Raw genomic sequence first — 18,484 nt, forward strand, 5'->3', positions numbered from 1 at the left:
GTTAGCTCAGTAAACTGACTGCCCCATTTCGTGGGGTTCTTCATTTTTTATAAAAAATCTAGTCTCCCCAATTCTGCATTCTTTATATAGGTCTTATCCTCTCATCGTCGTACTTTTGAATGAAATTGACTCAATAGAATTGACGTAAGAACCATGAATAGGCGAAGATGATATAAAATGTAAGATAAAGGGAGACGAATAATGATACATATCGTATTTGGGGCAGCAACTGCTGGTAGTTTAAAGCAAGCATTACGTGAAATGAAGCAAAAACCAGTGGAAGACATCATCACCTTTGATGATATCTACTCCATTGGCCCACTTACACACTTACATGAACGTCAAGGACAAGAGACTCGTATGGAGTGGCTTCGTCATGTCATGTCCAATGAGTTTGGTAGATTTGATGATATGGTAATCGATCAGCAAATAATGATTCAACAAGTGAAGGATATAAAAGATGGCTCACATATGATGATATGGATAGGCAACAATGCACACGAACAAATAGGTCTACGATTTGCCATCTATTTATTAAAAGGAAAAAACGTGGACGTGTCTGTCATTAATACAGCGATTGCATATGATCACCATTTTAATACAAAGACGATTCGCATGGACCTTCGACATACTGGGGAAATCCCATCTGAAAAATTTAAAATCATTTATGAAAGTAAAAATCACTTTCACACCATTTCCAAGGAAGAAAGAGAACGATTACAAGAAGAGTGGCTTCACATTGCCGAAACAGATCATACACTTAGGATATGGCGAAATGAACAAACGCTCAACGTATCAGAGGATGAATTTGATGCTTATTTAGTAAAAATGGCTAAGCGGCTTCATCTGTCCGAGCCAGAAGAGGAATACATCGTAACTCCACGCTTAATTGGAGAAGTCCTTGGTCATTTAGAACAATATATCGGAGATGATTTTATTGAGTATCGGCTAAAGAAGCTGATTGATCAAGGTGTTTTTGCTATGAAAGGAAAACGAACGTCCATGCGTTATTACTCGATAAAACTGACAACATTTGGTCAGGACTTCAAAAAATGGGTATGCTGTCGTGATTTTGAGCACCAACCTTATGTGAAAATTGAAGGAACCTATGGTGGCGAACCTTTTCAATGCGGACATTGTCAATGTCATTTAGAAAGAGATGATGTACCTATAAGCGATGTACTATTCTCTAAAATATGGAATTGGGCCATACAGTATGGTTGTTGGTTTGATGAAGAAACAGATGACTTGTTGCCAGAAGGGGTAGAAATGGAAAAGAAGTTTAATCAAGCAGGGGAGTGTATAACGGAAGAAGTGAAGAATGCGTTATCTCCTAAGTATCAAGTCGAATATAGCCCCAGTGAAATGACAAGACATTTCATTTAAAGAATAAAATTCAATAGCACTGTACAAAATAAATCTTTACATCATTCCCCATCATCATGTAATATATGGAGAAATCAAAAGCGAAGAAAAGGACATGAGCAGCTTTTATCGGTTCACAGAGAGGGAAGTCACGGTGAAATCTTCCTAACGCAGAAAAGTTGTCTTACCACCTTTGAGCTGTATTGGGGAAATTACAGTATCCAATACCGTCTACGCCACGTTACGGCACCAGAGCCATAAAGCGAATACGCATTATGGGAATTTGGGTGGAACCACGGATCACACATTCGTCCCTTTATGAGGGATGGGTGTGTTTTTTTGTTTACTTTTATAGCATGATTGCTTTGAAAAGGACATGAGCAGCTTTTATCGGTTCACAGAGAGGGAAGTCACGGTGAAATCTTCCTAACGCAGAAAAGCTATCTTACCACCTTTGAGCTGTATTGGGGAACATTGCAGTATCCAATACCGTCTACGCCACGTTACGGCGCCAGAGCCATAAAGCGAATACGCGCGTTATGGGAATTTGGGTGGAACCACGGATTACACATTCGTCCCTCTATGAGGGATGGGTGTGTTTTTTTATTTCAAAAAAGAGAAAGGTGTGTCAGTGATGAGAGAAAAAATGGTAAAAATTCAATTTCCAGATGGAAAGATCAAGGAGTTCTCCGCAGGTACGACAGTCGCAGAGGTTGCCTCCCATATTAGCCCAAGTTTAAGAAAAAAAGCAGTAGCGGGAAAGATCAATGATCAGACAGTGGACTTAAGTTATCCGTTAAACAACGATGCGGGGGTTTCGATTCTAACACTTGATTCAAAAGAAGGGCTGGAAGTGTTACGTCATACAGCTGCACATGTATTAGCCCAAGCTGTGAAAAGGTTATATGACAATGTGACACTGGGGATCGGACCTGTCATTGAGAATGGATTTTACTATGATATGAAGCTGAATCAAACGTTAAGCGTAGAGGATTTGGCAATGATTGAAAAAGAGATGAAAAACATCATAAACGAGAATCACCTTATTCAAAGAATGGAGGTCTCTTACAAAGAAGCTGAAGTGATGTTTGCACATGATCCATATAAACTGGATATTTTAAAAAGTCTCCCTCGACAAGAAGCCATCACGATTTATCAGCAAGGAGAATTTATAGATTTGTGCCGTGGACCTCATTTGCCTTCTACAGGGTATTTAAAGGCATTTAAACTAATGCGTGTGGCAGGGGCATATTGGTGGGGAGATAGCAATCAGGATGTCTTGCAGCGAGTGTATGGTGTAGCATTTCAGCATCCAAATCATCTAGTTGATTATCTTCATTTCATGGAAGAAGCAAATAAACGTGATCACCGGAAATTAGGGAAACAGTTATCCCTCTTTATGTTTTCAGAAGAAGCGCCAGGCATGCCGTTTTATTTACCAAAAGGTCAGATTGTCAGAAATGAATTAATGGCCTTTTCTAGAGAAGTGAGAGGTCAAGCGCAATATGAAGAAGTAAGTACTCCATTTATGATGAACCAAGAACTTTGGGAAAAGTCAGGCCATTGGGATCATTATCATGAGAATATGTATTTCTCAGAAGTAGACGATACAAGTTTTGCTTTAAAACCGATGAACTGTCCAGGGCATATGCTCATGTTCAAAAATAACTTATATTCCTATAGAGACCTTCCAATTAGAATGTCTGAATTTGGTCAAGTGCATCGTCATGAATTTAGCGGAGCATTAAATGGATTGTTCAGGGTCAGAACATTTTGCCAAGATGATGCCCATATTTTTTTAAGAGAAGATCAAATCGAAGCTGAAATCAAACGGATTTTTCAATTAGTTGATCATGTGTATCGGACATTTGGTTTTGAGTATTCAGTCGAACTATCCACTCGCCCAGAAAAAGCATTAGGGGATGACGCTATTTGGGATATATCCGAAATAGCGCTAAAAAATGTGCTTGATCAGTTAAAGATTAACTACTACTTAAATGAAGGAGATGGGGCATTTTATGGTCCGAAGATCGACTTTCATATTCAAGATGCACTAAAGCGGAGCCACCAGTGTGCCACAATTCAGCTGGATTTTCAAATGCCAGAGAAATTTGATTTAACATATATCAACGAGAAAAATGAAAAGGTGCGGCCAGTTGTCATTCATAGTGCCATTTTTGGTTCACTTGACCGGTTCCTTGGTATTCTCATTGAACATTTTGCCGGCGTCTTCCCGTTATGGCTCGCACCAATCCAAGTACAAATCATACCTGTCTCAAGCGTTCACCTTGATTACTGCATAGAGGTGCAGCAGCAATTAAGAAATATCGGAATTAGAGTCACAATCGATGAACGGAATGAAAAACTCGGCTATAAAATGAGAGAAGCACAAATGCAAAAAATTCCTTATATCGCTGTCATTGGAGATACAGAAATGCAAGAAAAAACACTGAACATCAGACAACATGGAGAAAAAATGTCAAAGCTGCTGTCTATTGATGACTTTAAACACTTGGCGGCCCAGCAAATAAAAGACAGAACAGCTCAAATATGATGTGCTGATTTCATGAAGAAGGATAAGACGTCCATTGAATGTGGGCGTCTTTTCATTTGTGAAAAAGCCGAATTGACAATTGAAAGGGAAAATATTGAAACATTTTTTCGTTAAAATCGTAATAAGGATAGAGCGTTTATCAGAAAAATTTGAAACGAGGAGGAGTTTATCACATGGAACAAGCTGCACTAAAAAAGATGAGGACAAAACAAATCGCTATCTCTAATTTATTTGTCGGACTTATGATCATCATTTTTTTTATGTTGATTCAAATTGTTAAAATCAAACTGACACATTTCCTTTTTTGTTTAGGAATTCTAATGCTTATTCAAGGCATTTTAGGCTTTATTAGAAAAGGAACAACAAAGTCTTTCATACCTATTTTAGAGCAGGTAGCTATTTATGAAAAAGAGAAATTAGGGAAAGAGTGGGAAAAGGAAAAACGGTTAGATCATGTGTGGAAAATCATATTGAGTGTCATTATGTTTATTCAATCATTCACTTTACAAAATGTGGATAATGCATTCAGTGACGTCGATCCTGCATTGATCATTTTCTTGTTTTTGATGGTTCTAGCCATTTTAAATATAAGCATGCTTTTTCGTTTTAGAAAAATCGACCGATCGACTGTAGGTGAATTAACAGGCTACACAAAAGAGTCAAATATAATGGCAATCGCTTTAGGATTTTTTATGGCAATCGTTATTTTTATCTTTATCGTTATTTTTGTTCTTCCATAAAATATCATCATTTAGAGGTGAAACAAATGAATGCAAACATTCAAAAACTGATCGATCAGACAAAGGCGAAATTTGGCTTAGATCTTTACTATCTAAAAAGACACAGTTTTCATCGCTACGTCAATATGTTCAATGAAACGGTGTATACATTGAATATGGAATGGTTTCCCTCTCATGAAACGGAACCCGAGGACGATGATCTAAACCCAGACGGCACAGCTGTCATTGAAGTGAACTTGAATACAGGACAGACCGAGTCGGTTATTTTTGTTATGGACAAAACCTATGCGCAGCATGGTGTCACGTTTAAGAGACCTTATCCAGCTCATGTCATTCAATGGATCGAACAAGAAACAGGATTGATCTATGGAGAGCATTTTCATATGCATCAGAAGGAGAAAGGGGAACTTTCTTTCGAAGAAGCAATAGATGGTGTGAAAGTAGCACCTTCAGGCAGAATCGAAGTGAAATGGAATGAACATGGACAGCTCATGTACTTTACACACCACGGTCCATTTTTAGCCAAAACATTACTGAAAGATGAGAAATATGTGCTTTCCCTTGATCAGGTGAAGAACTTAGCCAAGCAGCAAGTACAGATGTTTCAATGGCCTTCCTTCGAGCACAATCAAATCCGTTCTATTTATGCTTTAGAAGAAATCTATGTGAAGAACGATGGAACGGGAACTCTTCCGTTTGAGGTTGGGCGTGAAGAAACGCATTGTATACACATGAATGAAGTCATTGAGTGGAATGAACCGATAAACAATGCCTTTGAAAAAAAGGAAATGGACATTCATGAGAACATTTCAGCTGAACAAGCTTTCTCATTGGAACCGTCACCAGATTCCCTCCCGATATCAAAAGAAGACCAGGATGAGTGTATCAAAGCGGTTCGAACCTTTTTGGCGCAAAAATATTCAAACGATACAGGGAAGTGGGTTCTAAAAACACTCCAACGTGATCATGGATACATCCATGCGATATTAAAAACGAATGAGCAAGAAGGCTGTGGATTTATGGATAAAATCAAGGTCTTCATTGATGCCAACACTTTTGAAGCCATTCATTACATAGATAAAAAAGAGATGTTTCAAGTATGTGGGATACTCAATCCATCTCAAACAGCTAGTGAAATCACCATAACTCAGAAAGAAGCCTTTGAAACATTGAGAGAACGCCTCGAACTTACACCCATCTATGTCTATGACGATGTGCAAAAACAATATGTTTTATGCGGCAAGCTCGATTGTCATGATGGCGTTGATGCAGTGAGCGGCGAAGTGTTCTCTTTGACAGACCTTTCATAATTTCCAAAAGAACAGTGAGGAGCTGTTCTTTTTTTGTCCCAACTCCCTCTTTTTTGCAGAAAAATGGAATATTGTAGCAGGAAGTTGTCGTTTCATCACGAAAGAAAACAGGTAAGAATATGATCATAGGTCCATTGTTTGAATTCGTGGTGGAGTCAATGAGATGACATAGGAAACGTTATACATATTGAACATTCGTTACAGTACAGTTGATCTACAGTTCATGTCTAAAAAGTGAGTGATCATGTCTCAAGCCGTATGCGAAAATACGTGTACCGAGATCATATGATGAGTTGGTTCCGTTTGTTTTTAGGTGAGTTTGAAGCCAAGTTAGAAGAAAGTGAGGATATCTACCTTGAGTACATTGGAAGTGTTTCGTCAGTTTTTGGTTGACCATTATCCTGCGTTACAAGATGAGCTTTGGCTGAAAGATGTTGATACCCTTCGAATCTCTCCTATTCTTCATCCTTTTCTGAAAAGCAAGCTGCCAGAAGGGATTGAAAAATTCACTTGTGTCCTATTCACGCAGCAAACAGATCAAACCACTGCCCCGCTCAAAGTATACCTTCTATTAGATGAATATGGGCAATCGCTTTACGCCATTGATTTAATGAATGAACAAATCGTGCTTCATTAATACAGAACCAAAAAGCTGCTTGAGAATGTCTCAGCAGCTTTTTTTTATGATGAACATTAGTTTGTCATATCAATCAATCTTCGGTGTAAGTTGTCCAATTCTTTTTTTGTTGGAAAAGAGCTGATCAGCAGCGTAGATCGACCGAATTGAAGAGGAAGCTCAGTATCGGTCACAATCATATCAACCCCAAGTTGATCCATCGTGACATCATTTAACGAATTTTCTGGACTTGTGAAAATGTGAATGAGAGGAGGCACGCTTAATTTAATTAAATCAGCAATAAACAAACTATGATAATAACCTAATGTTGAAATAACAAAAATGTTCAGCACGTTTCTCCGTTCCATCTCCAAATGAACAAGCCCTCTCCAAGAAGATGTAATGATACGAATCAATTCCCGTTCATTTTTCACAAAAGAAGCAAGGATATCGTCTGTTTTTAACTCTTGGATGATATGACTAATCCTCGAATAGAAGTAGGGAAACTGTTTTTTCACCTCTGATAAATAGCTCGATTTCTTTTTGAAAAGGAATCCATCTCTCACGGTAATTTCATTGGAATACACATAATATTGGAGAAGAACGAGTGTCATCACCTTACGATTCGCTATTTCTTGATGAAAAATCGACTCCAACTGGGTGATAAATGAATAAATGGCATCATAGAGGCGTGGTGTATGCGACTGAAAGAACGTCAATTTTTCTTCGACAGTTTCAATTGATTTAAAGTGTCCAATAGCTGGTTCGATCAATAGCAAAAAGACAAATTCATGATGATCCAGCGTCACATCAAATACGTCTTTGGCCATTCGGCAGATGTGCTCTTCCCATCTTCTAATTTGATCATAGATTCCTTTAGCCGTAGAGGTTTGTTTTTCTTCAGTCATTGAGTATGTATATTTACGGCTGATTGTAAAACCTTTTCGCATTCGGTGAATGGAAACGCCGAGCCACAGGCAGTATTTATCTATCGCGACATCTGGTACATTGACTTCGAGCACCTGAAATAGTTCTTGTAATAAATGAACTGCGTCTTGTTTTTGAATATCATCAAATGGCCAAAGCCGGCTTCCATACACTTCAAATAAAAATTCAACAAAGAATTGACGAATTTCCTTCTCATTCCCATGAAACTGCATACTATCTGGACGTAACTCAATGTCATAGGATGTAAGGATCGAGTTGATTTTATGAATCGTGTTATACAGTGTGGATCTACTGATATTAAGCGTATCCATCCATTCATAGAAAGACCTGTTTTGTTCGAAAAAAATGCCGTCAATCAATCGGATTTCAATCGTATCCTTTAGAATTTCTTTGATATAGTAATCCACTCGTATCGTCTGCGTATTACAAATGGATATGCCTTGTCTTGGCTTTATGTGGATTAACGGTTCTCTATTCTCGGTTTGGAACGATTTCATTTGTTCTATATCGCTTTGAATGGCTCGAACAGAACCGATATGTTCATTCGATATCTCTTGAAGGCTCCACCACTTATTTTTGGATACAAGCAATTTTAAAATGTTTATCCATCTCTTTGATTTATTATCAATGAGCTCCATCAAACAACTAACTCCTTTCTTTGGCTTACCTCTATATATTATGAAGTTCAGATGAAGAACATTTGAGCTCAAAATAGGCATGAAATGATTGTAATGTTTTGCCTAAATCGTTTTGTCTACACTTTTGACGATAAAAGAGAAAAAAATTAGACGAAAACAAATGTTATTCGCTGATTCTCCATATTTTTCTTTTAAAAGGTGATAAGTATGCCATGAATCCTATAAAAATGGATCATTTTGTTTATTTTTTTGCTGCTTAAACGGTAAATGTAAGAATAAAAAGCATCGGCTTTTTGATTACCATATGAAAGGGAGTAGAAGGAATGCGATCTATATGATGCTGAACTATCTCACCATACATACCATATGAGTCATGCTTGTTTTATATGAACGTTCTATATGTGAATACATGCTTATATATGCATGTACTAATCATTTGGTGTTCATTCCAGTATAAATAGAAAAATTCACATGTCTTCTTTTCATGTTCCCTCTCACTATTCCCCATTGCTATAGACCCCTATCCAGCTACTATATCTACTACTCATGATGACCTTTCAAACTCATGATTCATCAACTCATTTTATTCATTGGGTCTTAAGGTGCAATTTTTAGAAAAATTTGATCAGAAGCGGAGTGATTGATCAGACAGTATACAAATGATTTTTTAATCGTTGTTGAAAAATAATTGTAGAAAAGGGTGGATGTATTGAAAAGAATATTGTCGGTGGCACTGATGACCATGTTAGTCATACAGTCTATTATATTAGGAATCTTGCCTTTAGCAGGGGCACAAGCTAAAGTCATTCAAGAGAATATTTATGGGAATATTGAGTTTGCTGATAGCGAAGGAAACAAGTTATCAAGCATAGAAGATCAGCAAGTTAGAAAGGCCATTGTGCATTGGTCTATTAAAGGAATTGATCTCAAAAAGCAATATCCTTATATTCTCTCTCTTCCTTCAGTCATTCAGGTAGAGAAGGAGCAGAAAGAACTCATTACTGTCGATGACATACCTGTTGGTGAGTATACCGTTTCGAAACAAAATGAAGTGACGGTCACATTCAATGAGGATATTGAGCTTGATCCGAATTTAGAAGGATCTATAGATATTGACGTCACCAGTATAGCTGAGAAAAAAGAGAAAACAAAGCAAAACGAGCGTGAAGGAAATCTTTCAAAAGATGATTCAACCTCATCGGAGAAAGACAAAGCTGCTAACAATCAAGAAACTGCTCAAAAGACACAAAGCGATGAAGATGAGTTACTAAAAAACAAAGTGAACGTGTCTAATCGTGTAGGATTGCAAAGTGTCTCAAAACAAATGACGATCCAAGAAAATCTTCTCACTGATGCGCAATTGATATTTGAAGATCAAGAAGGAAATTCAGTAGAAAGGCCTGATATCAACTCACTGATTTCCATTAACTATAAGTGGGCCATCCCGAATGGTCATAACTATAATGGCGGCGATGAATTCCATTTCAAGGTTCCAGAGGAATTAGTCATTTATGAAAAAATCGATCGTCTCGAGATGAAATTTAATCAATCGACCATCGGTTATTTTTCTGTAGATGAAAGCGGAAATGCCTCCATCGAGTTCACAGATTTTATTAAACAATATTCAAATATCCAAGGAACACTTCAAGTATGGACACAATTAGATAAAAAAACAGTGATCACTGAAGAAAAAGAAGTGGTGATTACCCCGATTGAAGGCAAAGATACGATATCGATCCCGATTCAATACATTCCAAATGGTCCAAATGTCTCGAAAAAGGGAGAACCCAATCGATCTTACAATGCTGAAACCATTCAATGGACAGTCGATTTTAATATGGACTTAGATGATGTGAAACAAGCGAAACTGTTAGATCCGATTCAAGAAGGTCAAGCGTTAAAAAAAGATTCAATCAAGCTTTATCGTGTAGATACAAAGCTAAATGGTGAAACATCGCTTGGACAGCTGCTTGACGAAAACCACTACACAATCGGCCAAACAGCAGATGGTCAAGATTTCACGATTGAATTTAAAGATGACGTGCATCTCGCTTACCGTTTAATGTATGAAACGGACATTACGAATCAAGATCAGTCTGCGTTTCGTAATAAAGCGTCCCTTGTTTCTGCTGATAAAGTGATTAGTTCAGCAGAAGGAACAGTGAATGTGACAAGAGGCAGTCCTTTAAATAAAAAAGCCGCCCACTACGATCCAGTCACACAAACGATTACTTGGGAAATTCGGTATAACTATAACGAAAAAAAGCTGGCTCAAAAGGATGCTTTGATAGAAGACTTCTTTAACGGTACACAGGCGCTAATATCTGACTCAATTCAAGTCAAAGAAGTCACAATTGATCAGAACGGCAACGAAGCAGGAACAAAAGCATTTGAAAATTACGTGGTTCAACCTCAAAAAAAGGATGAACAAAACGGGTTTACCTTGCAATTCAATCAAGAAATTCAATCGGCTTATCTCATCACATATCAAACAAAAGCAACTGATCGAATTTTCGAAGCTGAAGAGATTATCAATACTGTGACAGCTGGCAAAGAGAGCAAACAAGCGAAGCAAAGAATTGATCAGCAAATCCTAACGAAAAACCACGGAACACCGAATTACAAGAACAAGACCATTCCATGGCATATCACCTTTAACAAAGATCAACAAACCATGAACAACGTGATATTAAAAGATACGTTCACAAACGAAGGATTGACGCTGCAAAAAGATAGTTTAAAAGTGACGACAGGTAATACAGTGCTTGAAGAAGGCACAGATTATCAAATCGTTGAACATGCAAATGGATTTGATATTCAATTTACGAAAGAAATCAAGACAGAACATACCATCACATATACAACGTCTTTTGATTATGAGAAAAGAGCAGATAAAGATCAAAAGAACCTGCGTAACCATGTAAAACTTGAATGGATAAATGAAGATGGCAAGGATTTGACGAAGGAAAATCAATCTGTCTTTACGCCTGACACATACACGCAGTCAAATGGATTCAAGAACGGAACATATGATGCAAAGAAAAAAGAGATCACATGGAATATTGGTGTGAACTATAATTTGAAACATCTAGAAGAGGCAAAAATCGAGGATTTCATTCAAGGAAATCAGCGTTTGCTTAAAGATTCAATTATCGTCTACTCGCTTGATTTACAAGGCGGGGAAAATGGTGCGGAAGAAAAAGAAGTATTAGCGAAAGAACATTATGACATCAAATTCCTTGAAAACGAAAAGGGAGAATCAGGCTTCGAAGTCATTTTCAAACATGCCATTGACTCCCCATACAAAATCACGTATCAAACAAGTGTTGAAGGAATGGATTTAGTACAGAAAACCTACGAAAATAAAGCGACCCTTTATGATGGAAAGACGAAAGAATCAGATGTGAATGCTGTGGTGTCCATTCCAAATGGAGGGAAATACACGAGCAAATCAGGAAATCAACAAGGGAAAGTCATTGATTGGAAACTGAATATCAACTTTGGTCAATCAACAGTCCAAGATGCGACGATTATAGACCATCCGAGCAGTAACCAAGCCATAATAGAAAACTCATTTCATCTGTATTCGACAACAATAGATGAAAAGGGGCAAGTGACCAAAAAGGAAGAACTGGAAAAAGGGAAGGATTATGAACTAGACCTTGAATTCGATCCAGATTCTTTTCAAATCAAATTTAAAGAAGAAATCACGAGACCCTATATTTTAGAATACCAATCTCTCATTTTAGATAAGGTGGGAAGTACACTTCAAAACGAAGTAACGTTTAGAGGTGAAAATGTAAAAGAAATCAAAAAGGAATCCGAAGCCTCAATTGTGGTCAAACGTACCGCTGGCATGGGAGATGGCACAGGAGCGATTGGCGCTTTAACCATTCATAAGGTAGATGCGAGTAGTGGAAAAGCGCTAAAAGGAGCAAGCTTTTCTCTGACAGATGCTGCGAGCGGTATCGTCATTGGAACAAAGACAACAGATGAAGAAGGAGCTCTTCGATTTGATCGTCTTCTGTATGGTGACTATATCGTGACAGAAGAGAAAGCACCTGATGGTTATTTGAAAACGAAGGAACCGATCAATGTCACGATTGATCAGCCTTACGAATCAGGAGATCAAACGAAAACAGGAAATAGCATGACGGTGCAAAACCAAGAAATCCGTCAGCATGTCAAGCTCACGAAAAAAGATAAAGAAACGGGTGCGGCATTAGAAAATGCAGAATTTGAACTGAAAAATGAATCTGGAGATACCGTCCAAACCGATTTGAAAACGGATGAAAAAGGAGAAATCCTTTTCAAACATCTTGAGCCAGGTTCCTATTATTTTGTTGAGACAAACGCACCAAAAGGCTATCAATTAAATCAGCAAAAATGGCCGTTCATCATTAAAGAAAATCAAACAGAAACAACGGTTGTCACCGCAGTAAATGACATCATCAAAGGCTCTGCAGAATTGAGCAAAATAGGTGAAGGCGGAGAGAGACTAGAAGGTGCACAGTTCAAGCTCTTAGATCAAGATGGGCATGAGCTAAATGATGCGCTTGTCACAGGAGAAGATGGCAAGATCACGATCAACGAACTAAGACCGGGTACGTATCAGCTCATCGAAAGAAAGCACCCGATGGTTATGTATTAGATGAAACACCGATCACATTTGAAGTACCACTCGATCCAAAAGAACCAGTCATCATTTCACAAAAGAACCTCTATGAAACAAGTGCATTAGAAGTGTTGAAAGAAGGAGAAGATGGCAAGAAGCTTCAAGGTGTTCGCTTTGAAATCACGGATCAAAATGACAAAGTGGTACGTAAAGATTTGACAACAGATGAAGATGGAAAGCTTTTGGTCGACAACCTCAAGCCGGGCAAATATCAGCTTGTGGAGACAGAGAGTATTGATGGTTACCAAAAGAAAAATAAACCTTATCCGTTTACCATCGAAATCGCACAAAAAAAACCGGCAGAGATCAAAGTGATCAATGATCTCAAAACTGGAGCTGTCCAGCTCACGAAGCTTGGTGAAAAGAATGAAGCGCTTGAAGGAGCAGAATTTAAGCTTGTAGATGCAAATGGAAAAGAGATAAAAACAGGTCTCGTCACAGATGAGAACGGGAAGATCATCGTCAACGATCTGAAACCTGGAACCTATCAGTTTGTTGAAACGAAGGCGCCATTCGGTCATGAGCTTGACGAAATACCTGTCACTTTTGCTATGCCATTTAACCCTGAGAAGCTGGTCAGTGTGACAAAAGAAAATAGCCGCACAACTGGCGGAGTGCTGTTACACAAAAAAGGTGAAGATGGGAAATCATTAGAAGGGGTTGTCTTTGATCTATCTGATGCCAAAGGAAAGATAGTGGCAGGAGGAGAAGGGATTACAACCAATCAGGATGGAAAGGTTACCTTCACAGGTCTAAAACCTGGAACCTATCAATTTGTTGAAAGAAAGAGTCTTGAAGGCTATGAATTGAGTACGAAACCACTTGTCTTTGAAGTTGAATTAGGTCAAAAAGAATTGATTCAAGTGGAGGCCATCAATCAGCTCAAGAAAGGTTCTGTAGAACTCACAAAAATAGGGGAAGAACAAGAAAGATTGAAAGGCGCAGAATTTACCCTGTTCAATGACGATGGTAAAGAATTGATGTCAGGTTTAACAACAAATGAAAAAGGCATCATCACTGTCAACGATTTGAAACCAGGCGCTTACCAATTGGTTGAAACGAAGGCTCCTTTTGGACATCAACTTGATGCAGAACCAGTAGACTTCAAGATTGATTTCAATCCAAATCAACTGGTGAAAGTGACAAAAGAAAATATCCGGACGACAAGTGCTGTGAAGCTTGAGAAAAAAGGGGAGGATGGTCAATTGCTCGCTGGCGTGACCTTTGACCTGATTGATGCGCACGGTCAGCGTGTGAAGAAAGACTTAAAGACAGACAAAAACGGTCAACTGACAGTCGATCAACTGAAGCCAGGAACCTACCAATTTGTCGAAACAGCAAGCATTGCCGGCTATGAATTGGATCAGAAACCTGTCTCATTTACGATTCGATTAGGGCAAGACAAACCAGCAAAAGTAGAAATGATCAACAAACTGACGCCGGGAGCAGTGGAACTGACCAAAGTAGATGCTGAAGGACACACGCTGAAAAACGCAGAGTTTGCTCTTCAGAGTAAAGACGGGAAAACGTTGAAGAAATCACTTGTAACGGATCAAAAAGGAAAGCTTCACATCAACGATCTAAAACCGGGAGAATATCAATTCGTTGAAACGAAAGCGCCTCACGGCTATGAATTAGATGATCAGCCGATCCGGTTTACGATTGAGAAAAATCAGCAGAAGCCTCTTCAATTAACAGCGAAGAATCACTTGATTTTAGGAAGTCTGCGTATCATAAAGGTAGACCAGCAGACAGATAGAACCTTAAAAGGTGCAGCCTTTGACATTCGTACAAAAGCTGGGAAAACGATAAAATCTGTGACAACAGGAAAAGACGGAGAAGCCATTGTTAAAGGGCTTAAACCTGGTGATTATACACTCACAGAGACGAAAGCTCCAAATGGTTATGTAGCGTTAAAAAAACCACTCGCTTTTACAATTCAAATGGGCGAAGTGGAGATCAAGACATTGATTGTAAAAAATGCTCCAATGAAGAATGAAGGGGACCACACGAATCCTCCAGCCTCAGATCAAGGGGATCAACATCCGCCTCATGACTCAAACGGTGAATTGCCAAAGACTGGAGAAGAATGGCTACGTTATTTGATGTATGCAGGGATTTTACTAGTAGTGTCTGGAACTGTTCTTCTTGTAGTCAGAAGAAGAACCATTCAGTAAAAGGAAGGAACGAGTGTATTGATGAAAAAAAGAACCTTATTAGGCAGCTTTTTGGTGGTCGCGGGACTAATGCTCATCTCCGTTCCTTTTCTATATGAGTGGCGAACTTCTCAGGAGACAGCAGCCATGGAACAGGCATTGAAAATGATTGAAGAAAATGACAGTGATGCCCTTTCTTCTATTCCACATTTAACAGTGTCAGAAGAAGACCTGCGAGATACGATGGAGCTTGAGATCCCGTCAATTGATTTAAACGAAAAAGTGCTTCCTGTTACAACAAAAGAAAATTTAGGGATTGCACTGACTCAAATCAAATCTCATCAAATGCCAGGTGAAGGAAATTTCACGATTGCAGGCCATAGAGGGTATAGAGGCGACCGGCTTTTCCGGCAGCTGCCAGAGGTGCCTAAAGGAGAAAAAGTCGTCTTACATCATCAAGCTGAAACATACGAATACAAAATTGTCAGCTCAGCTACGATTGAACCGACGGATGTTGATGTACTAAAGGATCGCGGGAAAAATGAACTGACATTGATCACTTGTACTCTTGATGGCCAGAAACGATTTGTCTTAAAAGGAATACGAATCAATGCTTCAAAGGATAAGCAACCGTCGGATGTATAACACCAACATAATAGATGATGGGTATGCTGGAAAAGCAGCGTTCACGACCGACATGTTACACCAACTGTTAGTAGAGCATTATCCCACTTTAAAAAACGAACGTTGGGATGTGGATATAGATACAATTCGGACTTCGCCTATTCTTCATCCTTTATTAAGAAGAAAGATTCCGATAGGTATTGAAAAATTCACCTGTGTTTTGTTCACGCAGCAGACAGAGTCCTTTGGAGAGCCTTTGATTGTGTACTTTTTATTGGATGAAAAAGGCGAATCGATTTACGCAATGGATCTCTTGCTAGAGCAGCATGATCCACATTAAATAAGAAATAAAAAAGGAAGGTCTTTAATTAACGGGTACGGTTTTAACGTGGGAAAATTGTATTAGTCATATAATGAGGACTCTAATTCGTATATGAATTGGAGTTCTTTTATTTGTTTATATGAAAGAGTACGAGCTATCGTCAAGACCTGTGCAGAATATATGGAGTATAGTGAAAATCGTTGATATGTTGTTGCTCCATATTTTAGATGATAAAGATTTTATAAATCGGAAAGAATAATATTTTGACTCCAAACTTCTGATAAAATTCATTTAGATATCCATCATTCGTAGGTGTGGAGGTAAAAGAATGCTCAAAGAAGACCCTGATTATATTTTTCGTCATGATGCCCAACCAGAAGTTGTTCATGATTTAGCCGATGTAGATGAAAATGCCACCGAGTTGTTAATCACAGGAAAAACAAAAAATATTGAAAGGTTGAACTCTTTTTCTAACCTCACGACATTGTGGATTTACAAAGTGAGCCAAAAGGAATTCAATACGATCTTGAGCTTAGTTAATCCCAAAATGCTCTATATGCGTGAACTGAGAGTAGAAGATTTATCAATCATCAGTTCTCTTCAAGATGTTGAGGTATTGGCACTTGAATGGAATACAAAGGCACAAAGTTTATGGGATCTATCAAAAAACACTTTTTTAAAATCTTTATACTTAACAGATTTTTCAAAGTTGAATGACATAGCCCCTTTGCAAAAAAACACTGGTTTAGAATGGTTGCAATTGTCAGGCGGGATTTGGAATACATTAAATTTAAATACTCTACAACCTTTAAGATACCTTAAGAATTTAAAATATCTGTGCTTATCAAATATAAAAGTGAAGGACGAGTCTTTAGAACCAATATCGGCATTAGAGGGACTCAAGGAACTTGACATTTCAAACCAATTCCCGGCAGAAGAATACGCTAGATTATCCGTAACCCTTCCAAATACGAAGTGTGATCGTTTTGCACCATACATCTTTTTATCAAGTCCTATTGTAGATAAAGATGTAATGGTAATTGGAAAGCGGAAACCGAAATTAAATTCAAAAGTAGATGGGAAAAAATTACAAAAATACGAAAAACAATTTAAAGCGTACCAAGAAAAGTATAAAAATTAACTTAAAAAGCAATGGATAATCTATTCCATTGCTTTTTCTATTACGCAAACAACTTCAGCCCAACGACGCCAATCACAATCAGCAGCAAGCTGAGGATACGAATCATGTTTTTCGGCTCTTTAAATAGAATCATATTAAACAAGACAGAACCCGCTGTTCCAAGTCCAATCCAAACCGTATAGGCAACGGACACTTGAACGGAAGAGAACGAGGCGTACAAAAACAAAAAGGATAAGGCAAATCCGCCGACAAATAAAATGCCTGTCGTGAGTTGCTTTTTCTTACTGAACATATTGAGACCAATGGTTCCGCCAATTTCGCAGGCAGAGGCCAACAGTACAAAAAACCAGCCCATTTATACCGCTTCTCCTTTCTGCTCATGTGCATCTCCATCAGACACTTTCAATCCAATAATTCCGAGAATTAAAATGCCCATAAATAAAAGCTTTTCTAATGAAAACGAACCGCCGAACAGCGCATAATCCATCAAAGACGTACCAATCGTTCCAACTCCGGCAAACACGGCGTACACAGTCCCAGTCGGCAGCTTCTCGCAAGCTTTCATTAAAAAATAAAAATCAACCGGGATCAGGCAGATAATGATCCCCCACTCCCACACAGCATCAGCTCTATTTAAACCAAACACCCAAAGTAATTCAAATAAACATGTGAGTGCAACATACATCCAGCTTTTTTTCATCGTATTTCCTCCTAAAACTGAAAACTGACGATTCGTCATTTTGAAGCCAAAAAAGAGCGTACAGCAAGTGCTGTACTAAGTTAAGGTGTCTCTATGCCGAGTGCGTAAAGAAGGAATTGCTTGACCTCTCGCTTTTGAATCAGAACCTCTTCTGTATCTGTTTCTGTAAATAAGTACATTTGCTCAGCTGATGATTCAAGTAAACCGATAATGAATTTCGCAGCATATTGACAGTTCAAGTTCGCACGGACTCTTTTGTCCTGCTTTGCCTTTTCTAAAAAAGAAGCGACCCATTTGTAAATCGGCTCATAAATATCTTCCCATTCCTTTAGATGCTCGGTGGCAGCTAAACCTGAGTAGGTCAGGGCAAGGACATCACGGTATTGTCTTGTAAAAGCGAAAATGAATTCAACAAGCGCATCTGCTTGATCGAGGACATCTGCATGCTGAGTGAGTTCCTTTTCAATGGCAGGTACCATCTGTGCGATCAGATGTTCAGCGATGGCAGGCATGACGGAAAGCTTTGAAGGAAAATATAAATAAAACGTTCCTTGCGCTACTCCTGCTGCTTTCACAATATCCGAAATGGTCGTCTTTTCGATTCCTTTTTCTTTAAACGCGTCAATGGCAGCAAGCATAATCTTATCTCGTTTCGACACATCATCACCGACCTTAAATGACTGAATGTCAGTCAG

General features: G+C 38.5%; 14 protein-coding genes and 1 other annotated feature. Of the genes, 10 read left to right on the forward strand and 4 right to left on the reverse strand.

Going from position 1 to position 18,484, the window contains the following annotated elements:
* The first annotated feature begins 201 nt into the window (after positions 1-201).
* The 5 genes from NSQ17_RS04035 (at position 202) to NSQ17_RS04055 (ending at position 6,606) form a co-directional block, all read left to right on the forward strand.
* Positions 202-1,386, forward strand: coding sequence for a DUF1835 domain-containing protein (locus tag NSQ17_RS04035; protein WP_144667996.1), 1,185 nt, complete (start codon positions 202-204; stop codon positions 1,384-1,386).
* Positions 1,387-1,460: 74 nt separating this feature from the next.
* Positions 1,461-1,684 (forward strand) — a binding site (T-box leader).
* A 315-nt stretch (positions 1,685-1,999) separates the two neighbouring features.
* Positions 2,000-3,919: a threonine--tRNA ligase gene (gene thrS, locus NSQ17_RS04040; RefSeq protein WP_342467879.1), complete on the forward strand. Its 1,920-nt coding sequence runs from the start codon at positions 2,000-2,002 to the stop codon at positions 3,917-3,919.
* Positions 3,920-4,092: 173 nt separating this feature from the next.
* Positions 4,093-4,659: a hypothetical protein gene (locus NSQ17_RS04045; RefSeq protein WP_327861816.1), complete on the forward strand. Its 567-nt coding sequence runs from the start codon at positions 4,093-4,095 to the stop codon at positions 4,657-4,659.
* A 26-nt stretch (positions 4,660-4,685) separates the two neighbouring features.
* Positions 4,686-5,969, forward strand: coding sequence for a hypothetical protein (locus tag NSQ17_RS04050; protein WP_327861817.1), 1,284 nt, complete (start codon positions 4,686-4,688; stop codon positions 5,967-5,969).
* Positions 5,970-6,324: 355 nt separating this feature from the next.
* A complete protein-coding gene (locus NSQ17_RS04055; protein WP_024720262.1) occupies positions 6,325-6,606 on the forward strand; it encodes a hypothetical protein in 282 nt (93 codons plus the stop codon).
* Positions 6,607-6,662: 56 nt separating this feature from the next.
* On the opposite strand, the gene NSQ17_RS04060 is transcribed toward NSQ17_RS04055, so the two are convergent.
* Positions 6,663-8,171: a helix-turn-helix domain-containing protein gene (locus NSQ17_RS04060; RefSeq protein ID WP_342467880.1), complete on the reverse strand. Its 1,509-nt coding sequence runs from the start codon at positions 8,169-8,171 to the stop codon at positions 6,663-6,665.
* 709 nt (positions 8,172-8,880) lie between these two features.
* Here NSQ17_RS04060 and NSQ17_RS04065 point away from each other — a divergent pair.
* The 5 genes from NSQ17_RS04065 to NSQ17_RS04085 all read left to right on the forward strand — a co-directional run bounded on the left by NSQ17_RS04065 (position 8,881) and on the right by NSQ17_RS04085 (position 17,089).
* Entirely contained in the window at positions 8,881-12,822 is a 3,942-nt protein-coding gene (locus NSQ17_RS04065) for a collagen binding domain-containing protein (protein WP_342467881.1), read from the forward strand.
* A 92-nt stretch (positions 12,823-12,914) separates the two neighbouring features.
* On the forward strand, positions 12,915-15,023 hold the full coding sequence (locus NSQ17_RS04070; RefSeq protein WP_342467882.1) for a SpaA isopeptide-forming pilin-related protein: 2,109 nt from the start codon (positions 12,915-12,917) through the stop codon (positions 15,021-15,023).
* Positions 15,024-15,044: 21 nt separating this feature from the next.
* Positions 15,045-15,647 (forward strand): class D sortase, encoded by a 603-nt coding sequence (locus NSQ17_RS04075; protein WP_041506702.1) that lies wholly within the window; start codon positions 15,045-15,047, stop codon positions 15,645-15,647.
* Complete coding sequence (locus NSQ17_RS04080) at positions 15,640-15,966, forward strand: hypothetical protein (RefSeq protein ID WP_024720266.1); 327 nt, start codon at positions 15,640-15,642, stop codon at positions 15,964-15,966. The genes NSQ17_RS04075 and NSQ17_RS04080 overlap by 8 nt, the downstream gene beginning before the upstream one ends.
* 310 nt (positions 15,967-16,276) lie before the next feature.
* Complete coding sequence (locus tag NSQ17_RS04085) at positions 16,277-17,089, forward strand: leucine-rich repeat domain-containing protein (RefSeq protein ID WP_342467883.1); 813 nt, start codon at positions 16,277-16,279, stop codon at positions 17,087-17,089.
* A gap of 40 nt (positions 17,090-17,129) precedes the next feature.
* Here the strand turns inward: NSQ17_RS04085 and NSQ17_RS04090 are convergent, their stop codons facing one another.
* The 3 genes from NSQ17_RS04090 to NSQ17_RS04100 all read right to left on the reverse strand — a co-directional run bounded on the left by NSQ17_RS04090 (position 17,130) and on the right by NSQ17_RS04100 (position 18,427).
* A complete protein-coding gene (locus NSQ17_RS04090; protein WP_007496650.1) occupies positions 17,130-17,444 on the reverse strand; it encodes a multidrug efflux SMR transporter in 315 nt (104 codons plus the stop codon).
* Positions 17,445-17,789 (reverse strand): SMR family transporter, encoded by a 345-nt coding sequence (locus NSQ17_RS04095; protein ID WP_335350758.1) that lies wholly within the window; start codon positions 17,787-17,789, stop codon positions 17,445-17,447.
* A gap of 80 nt (positions 17,790-17,869) precedes the next feature.
* Positions 17,870-18,427, reverse strand: coding sequence for a TetR family transcriptional regulator (locus NSQ17_RS04100; protein WP_046344945.1), 558 nt, complete (start codon positions 18,425-18,427; stop codon positions 17,870-17,872).
* Positions 18,428-18,484 lie beyond the last annotated feature (57 nt).

The sequence above is a fragment of the Bacillus sp. FSL W8-0629 genome (genome assembly GCF_038593225.1).
GTDB lineage: Bacteria > Bacillota > Bacilli > Bacillales > Bacillaceae > Bacillus > Bacillus altitudinis.